The 14,019-nt window shown below is 70.4% G+C and carries 14 protein-coding genes and 1 tRNA gene; 8 read left to right on the forward strand and 7 right to left on the reverse strand.

Features of this window, described 5'->3' with window-relative positions; genetic code table 11:
- Position 1 precedes the first annotated feature (1 nt).
- On the reverse strand, positions 2 to 712 hold the full coding sequence (locus ACWGPE_RS07205; protein WP_231432141.1) for a response regulator transcription factor: 711 nt from the start codon (positions 710 to 712) through the stop codon (positions 2 to 4).
- 86 nt (positions 713 to 798) lie between these two features.
- Between ACWGPE_RS07205 and ACWGPE_RS07210 the strand changes: the two genes are divergently transcribed.
- The 3 genes from ACWGPE_RS07210 (at position 799) to ACWGPE_RS07220 (ending at position 3,907) form a co-directional block, all read left to right on the forward strand.
- Positions 799 to 1,446, forward strand: a complete 648-nt coding sequence (locus tag ACWGPE_RS07210; protein WP_376930902.1) for a M15 family metallopeptidase — start codon at positions 799 to 801, stop codon at positions 1,444 to 1,446.
- Between the two features lie 165 nt (positions 1,447 to 1,611).
- Positions 1,612 to 2,976, forward strand: a complete 1,365-nt coding sequence (locus tag ACWGPE_RS07215; RefSeq protein ID WP_231432143.1) for an NAD-dependent succinate-semialdehyde dehydrogenase — start codon at positions 1,612 to 1,614, stop codon at positions 2,974 to 2,976.
- A 139-nt stretch (positions 2,977 to 3,115) separates the two neighbouring features.
- The gene (locus ACWGPE_RS07220; protein WP_376930901.1) at positions 3,116 to 3,907 is read left to right on the forward strand and encodes a tyrosine-protein phosphatase; all 792 of its coding nucleotides are present in this window, start codon (positions 3,116 to 3,118) and stop codon (positions 3,905 to 3,907) included.
- Positions 3,908 to 3,980: 73 nt separating this feature from the next.
- On the opposite strand, the gene ACWGPE_RS07225 is transcribed toward ACWGPE_RS07220, so the two are convergent.
- Entirely contained in the window at positions 3,981 to 4,352 is a 372-nt protein-coding gene (locus ACWGPE_RS07225; protein ID WP_452048420.1) for an iron chaperone, read from the reverse strand.
- 148 nt (positions 4,353 to 4,500) lie between these two features.
- Here ACWGPE_RS07225 and ACWGPE_RS07230 point away from each other — a divergent pair, with 148 nt between their 5' ends.
- The 3 genes from ACWGPE_RS07230 to ACWGPE_RS07240 all read left to right on the forward strand — a co-directional run bounded on the left by ACWGPE_RS07230 (position 4,501) and on the right by ACWGPE_RS07240 (position 6,981).
- The gene (locus ACWGPE_RS07230; RefSeq protein ID WP_275506247.1) at positions 4,501 to 6,030 is read left to right on the forward strand and encodes an APC family permease; all 1,530 of its coding nucleotides are present in this window, start codon (positions 4,501 to 4,503) and stop codon (positions 6,028 to 6,030) included.
- A gap of 120 nt (positions 6,031 to 6,150) precedes the next feature.
- A complete protein-coding gene (locus ACWGPE_RS07235; RefSeq protein WP_231432147.1) occupies positions 6,151 to 6,423 on the forward strand; it encodes an acylphosphatase in 273 nt (90 codons plus the stop codon).
- A 198-nt stretch (positions 6,424 to 6,621) separates the two neighbouring features.
- On the forward strand, positions 6,622 to 6,981 hold the full coding sequence (locus tag ACWGPE_RS07240) for an SPW repeat domain-containing protein (protein ID WP_231432149.1): 360 nt from the start codon (positions 6,622 to 6,624) through the stop codon (positions 6,979 to 6,981).
- A 102-nt stretch (positions 6,982 to 7,083) separates the two neighbouring features.
- On the opposite strand, the gene rplA is transcribed toward ACWGPE_RS07240, so the two are convergent.
- The 5 genes from rplA to ACWGPE_RS07265 all read right to left on the reverse strand — a co-directional run bounded on the left by rplA (position 7,084) and on the right by ACWGPE_RS07265 (position 9,878).
- The gene (rplA, locus tag ACWGPE_RS07245) at positions 7,084 to 7,773 is read right to left on the reverse strand and encodes a 50S ribosomal protein L1 (protein ID WP_231432150.1); all 690 of its coding nucleotides are present in this window, start codon (positions 7,771 to 7,773) and stop codon (positions 7,084 to 7,086) included.
- A gap of 147 nt (positions 7,774 to 7,920) precedes the next feature.
- Entirely contained in the window at positions 7,921 to 8,349 is a 429-nt protein-coding gene (gene rplK, locus ACWGPE_RS07250) for a 50S ribosomal protein L11 (protein WP_149160049.1), read from the reverse strand.
- Positions 8,350 to 8,501: 152 nt separating this feature from the next.
- Positions 8,502 to 9,428 (reverse strand): transcription termination/antitermination protein NusG, encoded by a 927-nt coding sequence (gene nusG, locus ACWGPE_RS07255; protein ID WP_231432152.1) that lies wholly within the window; start codon positions 9,426 to 9,428, stop codon positions 8,502 to 8,504.
- A gap of 61 nt (positions 9,429 to 9,489) precedes the next feature.
- Entirely contained in the window at positions 9,490 to 9,765 is a 276-nt protein-coding gene (gene secE, locus ACWGPE_RS07260) for a preprotein translocase subunit SecE (protein ID WP_231432154.1), read from the reverse strand.
- 40 nt (positions 9,766 to 9,805) lie between these two features.
- Positions 9,806 to 9,878 (reverse strand) — tRNA-Trp (locus tag ACWGPE_RS07265).
- A gap of 182 nt (positions 9,879 to 10,060) precedes the next feature.
- Here ACWGPE_RS07265 and dgt point away from each other — a divergent pair.
- Together dgt and ACWGPE_RS07275 are read left to right on the forward strand one after the other, a co-directional pair.
- Positions 10,061 to 11,578 carry a dGTP triphosphohydrolase gene (gene dgt, locus ACWGPE_RS07270; protein ID WP_452048421.1) on the forward strand — a complete coding sequence of 506 codons (1,518 nt, stop codon included), beginning with the start codon at positions 10,061 to 10,063 and terminating at the stop codon, positions 11,576 to 11,578.
- Positions 11,579 to 11,724: 146 nt separating this feature from the next.
- The gene (locus ACWGPE_RS07275) at positions 11,725 to 13,980 is read left to right on the forward strand and encodes an esterase-like activity of phytase family protein (RefSeq protein ID WP_452048422.1); all 2,256 of its coding nucleotides are present in this window, start codon (positions 11,725 to 11,727) and stop codon (positions 13,978 to 13,980) included.
- Positions 13,981 to 14,019 lie beyond the last annotated feature (39 nt).

Consider the following 14,019-nt stretch of genomic DNA (forward strand, 5'->3'; position numbering starts at 1 on the left):
GTCACGATCGCCGCTCCCCCGCCCCGGTCCCGCCGGTATCGTCCGCACCGCCGCCGACGTCGATGCGGTAGCCGACGCCCGGCACCGTCGCGATGACCCACGGTTCGCCGAGCCGCTTGCGCAGCGCCGAGACGGTGATGCGCACGGCGTTCGTGAAGGGGTCGGCGTTCTCGTCCCACGCCCGCTCGAGCAGCGCCTCGGCACTGACGACGCCGCCCTCCGCGGCGACGAGCACCTCGAGCACCGCGAACTGCTTCCTCGTGAGTGCCACGTACCGTCCGTCGCGGTAGACCTCCCGGCGGAAGGGGTCGACGCGCAGGCCGGCGATCTCGCGCACCGGCGGCCTGGCGTGCGCGCGCCGCCGGTCGAGCGCCCGCAGCCTGAGCACGAGCTCCTTCAGCTCGAAGGGCTTCGTGAGGTAGTCGTCGGCGCCGAGCTCGAAGCCGGTGGCCTTGTCGTCGATGCGGTCGGCCGCGGTGAGCATCAGGATCGGCATGCCGCTGCCCGAGGCGACGATGCTCCGGGCGATCTCATCGCCCGAGGGCCCCGGAACGTCGCGGTCGAGCACGGCGATGTCGTAGGCGTTGACGCTCAGCAGCTCGAGCGCGGTGTCGCCGTCGCCCGCGAGGTCGGCGGCGATCGCCTCGCGGCGGAGCCCGTCGCGGATGGCCTCGGCCATGAAGGGCTCATCTTCGACGACCAGTACCCGCATGCCCCCATGCTAGGAGCGAGCGCATATCGCCGGCGTATCGGATTCCGCAGACGCTCTCGCAACACCGCGCCGCCTTGACTGGCCGCATGCACTCCCAGCGATCAGCTTCAGCGCGTCGGCGCCGCGTCCGGCGGGCCCGACGTGCCTTCGCGGCGCTCGTCGTCGCCCTCGCAGTCGTCGCCGCCGCAATGGCCGGCAGCCTCGTCATGCAGTCGATCTCCTCATCGGCCCAGCCCGTCGGCGGCGGGCACGACGCGGCATCCACGGGCGACGGCGGCGACGCGACGGGCGAAGCCGCCGGCGACCTCCCCGACGGCGCCACGCCCTTCGACGAGTACCCGGCGATCACCCGCCTCGACCCGGCGCTCCTCGACGCCCTGCGCCGGGCCGCGACGGATGCCGCGGCCGAGGGCATCGAGTTCCGCGTCAACAGCGGCTGGCGCTCACCGGCGCATCAGGACCGCCTGCTCGACGAGGCCGTCGCCGAGTACGGCTCGGAGACCGAGGCGGCGCGCTGGGTCGCGCCGCCCGAGAAGTCCGCCCACGTGTCGGGCGACGCCGTCGACCTCGGCGACTACGACGCCGTCGACTGGCTCGCCGAGCGCGGGGAGGCCTACGGACTGTGCCAGGTGTACGACAACGAGGCCTGGCATTTCGAGCTGTTCGCCGATGCGCCGGACGTCGGCTGCCCCGCCAAGTACTTCGACCCGACCGAGGATCCGCGCATGCAGTGAGCGCGAGGCTGGGCATCCCCTGCGACCGGGTCGAGAAGAATCATCCGTTGTTATATCTTTGACGACGAGCGTCTGCACCGCGGCATGCGCCCAGCCTTCGACAGGCCAGGACCCTCCGACAAGCTCAGGGAACATCCCGCGGTGCACCCGAGAAGGAGAAACCCCATGCCCTATGCCGTGACCAATCCCGCCACCGGCGAGGTCGTCAAGAGCTTCGACACCATCACCGACGACGGTCTGCAGGCCGCGATCGCCTCGGCCGCCGAGGCGCACCGCACCTGGTCGAAGAACTCGACGGTCGCCGAGCGCGCCGCCCTCATCCGCCGCGTCGCCGAACTGCACAACGAGCGCGCGCAGGAGCTCGCCGAGATCATCGTCCGCGAGATGGGCAAGCCCATCGAGCAGGCCGTCGGCGAGGTCGAGTTCGCCGCCGCGATCTACGAGTACTACGCCGACAACGCCGAGTCGCTGCTCGCCGACGAGAAGATCGACCTGCTCGCGGGCGAGGGCTCGGCCCTCATCCGCCGCTCGTCGCTCGGCGTGCTGCTCGGCATCATGCCGTGGAACTTCCCGTACTACCAGGTCGCCCGGTTCGCCGGCCCGAACCTCATCATCGGCAACACGATCCTGCTGAAGCACGCCGAGCAGTGCCCCGAGTCGGCCGCCGCGATGGAGCAGATCTTCCTCGACGCCGGCTTCCCCGAGGGCGCCTACGTCAACATCTACGCGTCGCACGCGCAGATCGAGACCGTCATCGCCGACCCGCGCGTGCAGGGCGTCTCGCTCACCGGCTCCGAGCGCGCCGGTGCGATCGTCGCCGAGATCGCCGGTCGCCACCTCAAGAAGGTCGTGCTCGAGCTCGGTGGTTCCGACCCCTTCATCCTGCTCTCGACCGACGACCTCGACGCGACCGTCGACGCCGCCGTGCTCGCCCGCGTCGACAACAACGGCCAGGCCTGCAACGCGGCCAAGCGCTTCATCGTCGTGGAGGACCTCTACGAGCCGTTCCTCGAGAAGTTCACCGCCAAGATGAACGAGGTCGAGGAGGGCGACCCCTCGAAGGAGGGCACCGCCCTCGGCCCGCTCTCGTCGGCCAAGGCCGCCGAGGGGCTCGCCGAGCAGGTCTCGCGCGCCGTCGCTCAGGGTGCGACCCTGCACTCGGGCGGCACCAAGAACGGCAACTACTACTCGGCGACGATCCTCACCGACGTCAAGCCGGGCTCCGACGCCTTCCACGAGGAGTTCTTCGGCCCGGTCGCGCAGGTCTTCAAGGTCGCCGACGAGAACGCCGCCGTCGAGCTCGCGAACAACACCCCGTTCGGCCTCGGCTCGTACGTGTTCACGACCGACCAGGACCAGGCGCTCCGCGTCGCCGACAAGATCGAAGCCGGCATGGTCTTCGTCAACCTCGTCGCGGCCGACGGCGCCGAGCTCCCCTTCGGCGGCGTGAAGCGCTCGGGTTCGGGCCGCGAGCTCGGCCGCTTCGGCGCCGACGAGTTCGTCAACAAGAAGATGATCCGCATCGGCTGATCACCCGATTCGCATGAAATCCGGATGCCTCGGGGCCACGTGCCCCGAGGCATCCGTCGTCTCCCGCCCGGGTGTCGCTAGGATGCCGAACGGCGGTCGCCTTTCGCGTCGCCGCAACGCTGCACGAACTGGGGGAACTGTGAGCATCGACGGCCTGGTCAACTTCCGCGACACGGGCGGCATGCCGCTGCAGGGCGGCGGCACGACGCGAAGCGGCGTGCTCTTCCGCTCCGCCGCACTCTCCGCGCTGAGCGCGCAGGGGCTCGACGAGCTCGCGGCGACGCAGGTCGGCGTGATCGTCGACTTCCGCACGCCCGCCGAGCGCGAGTCCGCACCCGACCTCGTGCCCGACTCGCGCCCGTTCTCGGTCGTCGACCTCTCGATCCTCGAGGGCGCCGTCGCCGATTCGATGCAGCAGCTCATGAAGGGCGGGGCCCCGTCGGCCGCCGAGACGACGGCCGCCATTCCGTCGCTCGGCGACCTGTACATCGGCATGCTGCAGCACGGCGGCGCGGCGTTCGCGCGCGTCGCCCGGCTCATCGCGGCGTCGAACGACGCCGCACCCACGGGCGTGCTCGTGCACTGCACCGCCGGCAAGGACCGCACCGGCGTCGCGACGGCGCTCATGCTCGACGCCGTCGGGGTGGAGCGCGACGCGGTCGTCGCCGACTACGCGGCATCGCAGGCCAACCTGTCGGGCGCGTGGGCCGACGGCATGCTGCACATGGTGGCCTCGTTCGGCATTCCGCTGACCCCCGAGCTCGAGACGCTCGTCACCGGCACCCCGCCCGAGGCCATCGAGGCCACCCTCGGCTGGATCGACCGCGAGCACGGCGGCGCAGCCGGATATCTCGGCGCCGCGGGCCTCGCCGACGACGAACTCGGCGCGCTGCGCGCCCGCCTCACCGCGGAGGTCGCCGAGGCCGCGTAGACGAGGTCGACCGACCCCGCGGAGACGGGGTCGACCGACGGATGCCCGGGCGAGCGCCCGGGCATCCGTCGTCTCAGCGCCGCTTCTTGTCGAGCTGCGCGTCGATCTGCGCGATGCGCTCGCCCAGGATCCGGCGCAGCAGGTCGTCGGGCACGGGATGCTGCGCCGTGAACTGGAGCGCACCCGGCGACCAGTTCAGTCCGGCGGTGTCGAGTTCGGTCGCGAGGCCCGGCAGGATCTGCCCGCTGAACGGGTAGAGGCCCAGGTGCTTCTTGGCCTCGAGCGCCGCGACGAGCGCCTTGCCGCGGTGCAGCAGGGCCGGCATGCCGTAGCTCTCACCCTCGGTCGCGTCGGGCGAGAGCCCACGCGCGACGGCGATCACGTGCTCGAGCGCGACGCGGTTCTCACCGTCGATCGCGGCCAGGTAGTCGGTGACGGTTCCCATGTCGGCATCCTGCCACGGCGCCCCGCCGGCGGCATCCCGATTAATCATCTAGTGCTATAGCTTTACTGCCGCAGGTATGGCTAAGCTGTCCCGGTACCGTGCGCCCGAGGGGGGCGGGCGCGAGATCAGCGTCGATCGAAAGGGCGACATGTCGCAAGAAACCACCCCGCCGAACCACCTCGGCGACGACGAGCACCTCGGGGTCCTCGGCTACGAGGGCTCCTTCAACCGCTCGATGAGCCTCTGGGCGAACTTCGCGCTCGGCTTCACCTATCTCTCTCCCCTCGTGGGCGTGTACTCGCTGTTCGCGCTCGCCCTCTCGGTCGGCGGTCCGCCCTCGATCTGGTGGATCGTCATCGTCGGCGCCGGGCAGCTGCTCGTGTCGCTCGTGTTCGGCGAGGTCGTCTCGCAGTACCCGATCCACGGCGGCATCTACCCGTGGGCCCGGCGGCTCTGGGGTCGTCGCTACGCCTGGATGGCCGCATGGGTCTACATCTGGGCCATGATCGTCACGATCACCGCGGTGTCGGAGTACGGCTCGGGCTTCCTCGCGAGCCTGCTCGGCATCGAGATCACGCCGATGTCGACGCTGCTGCTCACGCTCGGCCTGCTCGTGCTCGCCCTGGTCTTCAACTTCTCGGGCACGAAGACCCTCGCCCGGGTCGCGCAGATCGGCCTCGCCGCCGAGCTCGTCGGCGTCATCGGCGTGGGCCTGTACCTCCTGATCTTCCAGCGCAAGCAGGAGTTCGGCGTGTTCTTCGACACGATGGGCGTCGAGGGCGACGGCAGCTACGCGGCGGCGTTCCTCGGCGCCGCGCTCGCGGGCCTCTTCCTCTTCTACGGATTCGAGGCCTGCGGCGATGTCGCCGAAGAGGTCGCGAACCCGGCCCGCCGCATCCCCAAGGCGATGATCATGACGATCCTCGTCGGCGGCGTCTCGGCGCTCTTCTCCTTCGGCGGTTACGTGCTCGCCGCGCCCGACCTCGCGTCGATCGTCGCGGGCGACGACATGGACCCGATCCCGGGCATCCTCGAGGCGACCCTCGGCCCCGTCGGTGCGAAGGTCTTCCTCGTGGTCGCGGTCACCGCGTTCATCAGCTGCGTGCTGAGCCTGCAGGCCGCCGCGAGCCGTCTGCTCTACTCGTTCGCCCGTGACGGCATGATCCCGGGCCACCGCTGGCTCTCGAAGGTCTCGCCCCGCAGCAAGGTGCCGACGAACGCCCTCATCGTCGCGTGCACGATCCCGGTCATCCTCGCGGTGCTCATCTACTTCGAGGCGACACTGCTCACCGCCGTGACCTCGTTCGCGGTGCTCGGCATCTACGTCGCGTTCCAGATGGTCGTGCTCGCGGCCCTGCGCCAGCGACTCAAGGGGTGGAAGCCGGCCGGCCCGTTCTCGCTCGGCGGACTCGGCCTGATCGTGAACATCGTCGCCCTCGCCTACGGTGTCTTCGCGATGATCCTGCTCGCGACGCCGGGAACGAGCGGCACGTTCTTCACCGACTGGATCGTGCTCATCGGCCTCGGCGTCGTCGTCGTGAGCGGCCTGCTGTATCTCTTCATCGCCCGCCCCGACCGCAAGTCCGACGCCCCGGCGGGCGATGCGATCGCGGTCGCCGACGAGATCCGCGCCCGCACCGGCGCCGTCGCCGCGGTGAACGCCCCGACGGCGGGCTGACCTCCGCCCGCTCCTCCACTCCGGGGGTGCATCTCCGCCGTGCCCAGGACGTTCGAGGGCTCGAATCAGCGGGAAGCACCCCCGGAGTGCGTTCGCTCACCGCGCGTGTATGGTGAGCGGGTGATCCGTCGGCACGTCATCGTGAGCGGCGCCGTGCAGGGCGTCGGCTACCGCTACCTCGCGCGCAAGCACGCCGAGCGCCTCGCGATCACCGGCTGGGTCCGCAACCTGCCCGACGGCACCGTCGAGGCCGAGGTGCAGGGGCCGTCGCGCGCGGTCCGCGAGATGATCCGGCGGCTCGAGCAGGGCCCGCCCGGCTCGCAGGTGACCGGCGTCGCGGTCGACGAACTCGAGCCCCGCGACGACGACGATGGCTTCCTCATCGTGCGGTGACCCACGATCGAGCGGGCCGAGCCCGCTCGTCGAGGGCCCGACGCCGAGCCGGGGTGTCCTGCTCGCGGCCGGCGCCGCGCACGAGGCATCCCGGGGCGTCTCGACGCCGCTCGAGACATATTGACCGGACGATCGGTCGGGAATACCGTTGAATCGACCCCCTGATCGGGAGCCACCACCTTGAGGAGGCTGGTTTCTATGAAGAAGTGGACTCGCTGGGAGGACTGGGTCGCGATCGCCGCGGGTGCAGCCGCGATGATCTCGACGCTGTTCGTTCCCCCGATGGGCGCCTCGGTCGCCCTGATGCTCGTGCTGGGCGCCCTGCTGGTCGTCTCCGGAGTCGTGAACCTCGCCGCACCCGGCCTCGTCGCGATGGAGTACATCCAGGCGGCACTCGGCGCGCTGCTCCTCATCTCGCCGTGGATGGGCGGCTACGCCGACCCCATGACGTTCGGGGCCGCCTGGATGTCGTGGATCTGCGGTGCGGTCGCGCTCGTCGCCGCCGTGCTCGCCATCCGGCCCAGCATGCAGGCGCACCACGACGCGCTCCCGCACTGACCCGACCGCTCCCGAGAGGGAACGACGAAGGCCCCGCCGGCGAACCGGCGGGGCCTTCGTGGATCTCGAGACGCGCCGTGCGCTCCTCGATCACCGAGTGGGTCAGATGGCGTTGACGTCCAGCGGGATGCCGGGGCCGAACGTGGTCGACACGGCGCCCTTCTGGATGTAGCGGCCCTTCGAGCTCGACGGCTTGAGACGCATGACCTCTTCGAGGGCGGCCTTGAGGTTGTCGTCGAGCTGCTCGGCCGAGAACGACGACTTGCCGACGACGAAGTGCACGTTGGCGTGCTTGTCGACGCGGAACTCGATCTTGCCGCCCTTGATGTCGGAGACGGCCTGGCCGACGTTCGGGGTGACCGTGCCGGTCTTCGGGTTCGGCATCAGGCCGCGCGGGCCGAGCACCTTGCCGAGACGGCCGACCTGGCCCATGAGCTCGGGGGTCGAGACGGCCGAGTCGAACGCGGTGTAGCCCGCGGCGACCTTCTCGATGAGCTCGGCGCCGCCGACCTCGTCGGCGCCGGCCGCGATGGCGGCCTCGGCCGCGGGGCCCGTCGCGAAGACGATGACGCGGGCGGTCTTACCGGTGCCGTGCGGGAGGATGACGGTGCCGCGCACCATCTGGTCGGCCTTGCGGGGGTCGACGCCGAGCTTCAGCGCGACCTCGACGGTCGAGTCGAACTTCGCCGAGCCGGTCTGCTTCGCGAGCGCAACCGCGTCGGTCGGGGTGTAGTACTTGCCGGCCTCGATCTTCTCGGCCGCGGCCCGGTAGGCCTTGGACTTCTGTGCCATGTTGGTTCTCCTTGCGAGAGTGTGGTCATCGCGCCTGGCGGGCGCTGCCACGAATGAGAGTTCTGAAGACGGATGCCTCGGCCGAGGCATCCTGCCCCGGTGGTCGAGTCGCGCGAAGCGCGGAACGAGACCCCGGGACGACCGGCCTTATTCGACCGTGATGCCCATCGAGCGAGCGGTGCCCGCGATGATCTTCGACGCGGCGTCGAGGTCGTTCGCGTTGAGGTCGACCATCTTCTGCTCGGCGATCGCGCGGACCTGGTCCTGCGTGAGCTTGCCGACCTTGGTCGTGTGCGGGACGCCCGAGCCCTTGGCGACGCCGGCGGCCTTCTTGATGAGCTCGGCGGCGGGCGGGGTCTTCAGGACGAAGGTGAAGGAGCGGTCCTCGTAGACCGTGATCTCGACGGGGATCACGTTGCCGCGCTGCGACTCGGTCGCCGCGTTGTAGGCCTTGCAGAACTCCATGATGTTCACGCCGTGCTGACCCAGCGCCGGACCGATGGGCGGTGCGGGGTTGGCGGCGCCGGCGTTGATCTGAAGCTTGATCAGACCAGTGACCTTCTTCTTCGGTGCCATGATTTCTCTCTTTCTGTTCGAACGCCCTGGCGGGCACTCTCCCGTCGCTCCGGCGGTTCCGGAGGGCGGTGGTTCGTGCGGGTTCGGCGGGGCCGAACGCAGCACAACCCTCCGAGTATACCGGAGGGTCGGCTGTGGAGCTTCTGGGGATCTTAGAGCTTGGTGACCTGGTCGAAGCTGAGCTCGACGGGGGTCTCGCGCTCGAAGAGCGAGACGAGCACGGTGAGCTTGCCGCTCTCGGGCTTGATCTCGCTGATCGTGCCGGGCAGGCCCGCGAACGAGCCGTCCTTGATGGTGATCGTCTCGCCGATCTCGAAGTCGACCTCGGCGGGGATCTGACGGGCTGCGCCGGACGCGGCACCGGCCTTCGCACCCTTGGCGGGCGCGACGTCCTTGGGCTCGACGAGGCTCTTCAGCATGCCGAAGGCCTCTTCGAAGCGCAGCGGGGTCGGGTTGTGCGCGTTGCCCACGAAGCCGGTGACGCCCGGAGTGTGGCGGATGACCGACCAGCTCTCCTCGTTCAGCTCCATGCGGACGAGCACGTAGCTCGGGATGCGCACGCGGGTGACCATCTTGCGCTGGCCGTTCTTGATCTCGACCACGTCTTCCATCGGCACTTCGACCTGGTAGATGTAGTCGGCCATCGCCATCGACTCGCGGCGCTGCTCGATGTTCGCCTTCACGCGGCGCTCGAAGCCCGCGTACGAGTGGATGACGTACCACTTGCCCGGGAGGAAGCGCAGCTCGTTGCGGAACTCCTCGTACGGGTCGAACTCGCTGTCGGCCTCTTCTTCGACCGCCTCGAGTGCGGCCTCGGCCTCTTCGGGCGAGTCGATGTCGAGGGCGTCGTCGACGACGGCGTCGGCCTCGGGGTCGCCCGCCTCGGCGATCGCGTCGAGGACCGCCTCGAGGTCGATGTCGTTGCCCTCGTCGTCGACGAGGTGCACGGCACGGTGCTCGGCCGGCTCCGAGGACTGCTCCTCGTGCTCGTTGACGCTGCCCGTCTGCGCCTCGTCGTCTTCAGCCGACTGCTCGGCAGCCGTAGCCCAGTCGACGTCGTCGCGCTCAGTCCTTGACACTTCTCGATCCTTCTCTTCGTGCGCCCCCGGCGCCCAGCGGGTCGTGCGGCCGAAGGCCCGATCAGACCCCGGTCGTTCCGAAGACGTACAGCACCAGCCATCCGAACAGCTGGTCGAGGCCCCAGACGAGCGCCATCATGATGATGACGAACACGAGCACCACGACCGTGAAGCTGACAAGCTCCCTCCGCGTGGGGGTGACGACCTTCTTCAGCTCAGCGATGACCTGCCGGATGAACAGGGCGATGCGCGAAAAGGGGTTCCGACGCGCTGCGCGATCGCGCTTCGCGTTGGCGACGACGTCCTCACTGGGTTCGTCGATAACTTTTCGTGCCACCTCGTACACCTTTCGTGGGCCGGCAATCACTGCCGGCTCGCAGGGCGGACAGGACTCGAACCTGCAACCTGCGGTTTTGGAGACCGCTGCTCTACCAATTGAGCCACCGCCCTAGGGCCCCGCTTGCACGGGACGCCTCGGAATCGCCAGCCCGGCTCCGCTTCACACGACCGCAACGAAACTCGATTCGATCGAGTCGCGATTTCGGGCGCAGTGAATCTTTGCCGAGGCGAGCAACCTCCATCAGTGTAGGCGACGCGAGCGCCTCGCGCGAACCGACGCCTACATTGGGACCATGAGCCCCGACCGCGCCGCCCGCCGCACCCCCGAGCCGAGCTCGAGCGTCGAGGTCGTCGGCGAGCACTCGCAGTTCCGTCTCGACCTCGAGCGCATCCGGTTCTCCCCCTACTTCTCGCGGCTGTCGGCGGTCACGCAGGTCATCGCGCAACCGGGCGCCGGCCCCCTCATCCACAACCGGCTCACCCACTCCATCAAGGTCACCGCGGTCGCACGCGCGATCGCGGTCGGCTTCGCGGACGCCTCGTCGCCGGCGCACGCGCTCGCGACGGAGCACGGCTGCGACGCCGTCGTCGTCCAGGCGGCGGCGAGCGCGCACGACCTCGGGCACCCGCCGTTCGGGCACCTCGGCGAGCGCGTGCTCGACCGCCTCGCCCGCGAGACGCTCGACCTCCCCGACGGATTCGAGGGCAACGCGCAGAGCTACCGCATCATCGCCACCCTCGACGTGTGCGCGGCCGCGCCGCACGGACTCAACCTCACCTCGGCGGTGCGGGCGGCCGTCGCGAAGTACCCGTGGACCCGGTTCGCCTCGCCGGCGCCGTTCGCCGACGGCGGGCTGCCGCGCGGTTGGCGCCGGAGCGGGGAGAGCGTCGAGGCGGCGAAGTTCTCGGCGTACGACCTCGACGCGGCCGACCTCGCCGAGGCGCGCAGGGGCCTCGCGCCGATGGTGCAGTCGCTCGAGTGCTCGATCATGGACACCGCCGACGACATCGCCTACTCGATCCACGACGTCGACGACTTCTACCGCGCCGGCCTGCTCAGCCAGGGCGCGGTCGCCCGCGAGTTCCGCGGGTGGATGGAGGACTCGAGAGCCCTGCGCGAGCTCGACGACGAGGCCCTCCTGCAGCGCAGCGCGCCGGCGGGCGCCGCCCTCGAGGCGCTGCGGCGCAAGCTGCGTCGCTCCGACGCGTGGATCGCCGACGACGACGCGTTCGCGGCCGCGGTCGACGTCGTCGCCGACGACCTCGTCGACGGCCTGCTCGCGACGCCCTTCGACGGCTCGATCGCCTCGGAACGGGCGCTGTCGTCGTTCACGAACCGCTGGATCGGTCACCTCCAGACCTCGGTCGTGCCCGCACCCGACGGCGTCGCCCGCACGGGCCTCGTGACGCTCGACCGGGGCGCCTGGCACGAGGTCGAGATCCTGAAGTTCGTGCACCGGCACTTCATCCTCGACCGCGCCGACATCGCCATGTACCAGCGGGGCCTCAGCCGCGTGCTCACGCGTGCCGTGAAGGGGCTGACCGCCTGGGCGACCGACGAGTACGACCGGCACCGGGTGCCCCAGCGGCTGCGCGAGCTCATCGAGATCGCGACCGACGGCTACGCGCAACTGCGCCGCACGCGCCCCGAGGGAGTGCCGGTGCCCGAGTCGGCCGACCTGCTGCGGCTCGGCGTCGGCCGCGGTGTCGTCGACTACGTCGCGTCGCTCTCCGACGACCAGGCGCTCGCCGTCTCCGAGGCGATCGACGGGCGACCCGACCGGCTCTGGGACATCGGCCAGAACCTCTAGCCCGAGATCTCCGCCACCGCCAGAGCCACGGACGCGAGGCCGCGGCACGGGGCATCCATTCAGACGAGGCATCCGTTCACCGGGTCGTCGCCGAACGGTCGCCTGGCCGACACGGGGTCGCAGACCGGGGCCGATTGGCTCGCGGCATGAGCCGAAACCTCACGCGACGCGCCCTGCCGCGCGCCATCGCCGTCACCGCCGCGACCGCCACGGCGGCCGCCCTGCTGCTCGCCGCCCCGGCCGCCCAGGCCGTCGGCAACGGGCAGACCACCCCGACCTCGCCCATGCAGTCGTTCGAGCCCACGCTCGTCGCCCGGGCCACCCTGTCGGCCGACTTCCTCGCCGAAGGTCCTGCCTCGGGCGCGCTCGCCTCCGCCGCGAACGGCCGTCAGGGCCCGTGGGACGGCCAGGTCATCCCCGGATTCTCCGCCGTGATCGAGAACGGCGACGGCACGTTCTGGGCCCAGCCCGACAACGGGTTCGGCTCGAAGGGCAACTCCGCCGACTTCCTGCTGCGCAACTACCTCGTGCGACCGGCCTGGCAGACCGCCGAGGGCGGCGACGGCGCGCTCGAGGTGGAGCGCTTCATCTCGTACAACGACCGCAACGGCGTGCTCGACTTCCCGATCGTCAACGGCGACACCGACGAGCGGCTGCTCACGGGGGCCGACTTCGACATCGAGTCGGTCGTGCGCGCGAAGGACGGCAGCTTCTGGGTCGGCGAGGAGTTCGGGCCCTTCCTGCTGCACTTCGACGCCGAGGGCACCCTCCTCGAGAAGCCCTTCTCGCTCGACGGCGCGAAGTCGCCGCAGAACCCGTACCTCGCCGCAGGAGAGACGCCGCGGGTGCGCGCGAGCCGCGGCTTCGAGGCGCTCGCGGGCTCGGTGAACGGGCGCTACCTCTACCCGATCGTCGAGGGCTCGTACACCGACGACGCCGACCTGCGCCGGCGCGAGGTGCACGAGTTCGACACCAAGCGCGGCGCCTACACCGGGCGCACGTGGAACTACCAGACCGACCAGGAGGCGAACGTCGTCGGCGACGCGTTCACGGTCAGGAACGGCGTGCTGCTCGTCGTCGAGCGCGACGACTTCGAGGGCGAGCAGTCGGTCACGAAGCGCGTCTACCAGGTCGACCTGAAGCGCGCCGACGCCGAGGGCCACCTCGAGAAGACGCTCGTGCTCGACGCCCTCCGCATCGCGAACCCCGACGGCATCGGCGCCGGCGACGGCTACGGCACGGGCGAGGTGTTCTCGCTGCCCGTGCAGTCGTTCGAGACGATCGTGCAGCTGAAGGACGGACGCCTGCTCATCGGCAACGACAACAACTACCCCGGCAACGACGCCCGCGTGCCGGGCACGCCCGACGACACCGAGTTCGCCGTGATCGACCTCGGCCGCACGAAGATCGAGCCCGAGCAGGTGACCGTCATCGGCCACCGGGGCGCGAGCGGCCACCGCCCCGAGCACACGCTCGCCTCGTACGAGCAGGCGATCGTGCAGTGCGCCGACTACATCGAGCCCGACGTGGTCTCGACGAAGGACGGCGTGCTCGTCGCCCGCCACGAGAACGAGATCAGCGGCACCACGAACGTCGCCGCCCGCCCGGAGTTCGCGGGCCGGAAGGCCACGAAGACCATCGACGGCGCGAAGGTCACCGGCTGGTTCACCGAGGACTTCACGCTCGCGGAGCTCCGCAGCCTGCGGGCGAAGGAGCGGCTGCCGCAGACCCGCCCCGCCAACACTGCGTTCGACGGGCTCTACCAGGTGCCGACCCTCGACGAGGTCATCGACCTCGCCCGCCACTCGATCAGCTGCGACGGCCGGCAGGTCGGCGTCTACCCCGAGACGAAGCACCCGACCTACTTCGACTCGATCGACCTCTCGCTCGAGGAGCCCCTCGTCGCCGCCCTGCAGGCGAACGGCGTCGACGACGCCGACGCACCCGTGATCGTGCAGAGCTTCGAGGTCTCGAACCTGCAGGAGCTCGACGGCATGACCGAGGTCGCCCTCGCCCAGCTCGTGAGCGCCTCGGGCCGCCCGTACGACTTCACGGCCGCGGGCGACCCGCGCACGTACGCCGACCTCGTCACGCCCGCCGGGCTCGCCGAGATCGCCGGCTACGCCGACGGCGTCGGCCTCGAGAAGTCGGTCATGATCCCGCGCACGGCGGCGGGCACGCTCGGTGCGCCGAAGCCGGTCATCGCCGATGCCCACGCGGCCGGGCTCGCGGTGCACGGCTGGACCTTCCGCCTCGAGAACCAGTTCCTCCCGGCGGAGTTCCGCTCGTCGGCCGACCCGATCGCGCCGGGCGACCTCGCGGGCGAGATCGCGGTGTTCGTCGGTGCCGGCATGGACGGCATCTTCAGCGACCAGCCCGACATCGCCGCCACCGTCGGCTGACGTCGAGGAGCACGGGCGGATGCCTCGGCACGGCGCCGA

The organism is Agromyces sp. NPDC055658 (assembly GCF_053618155.1).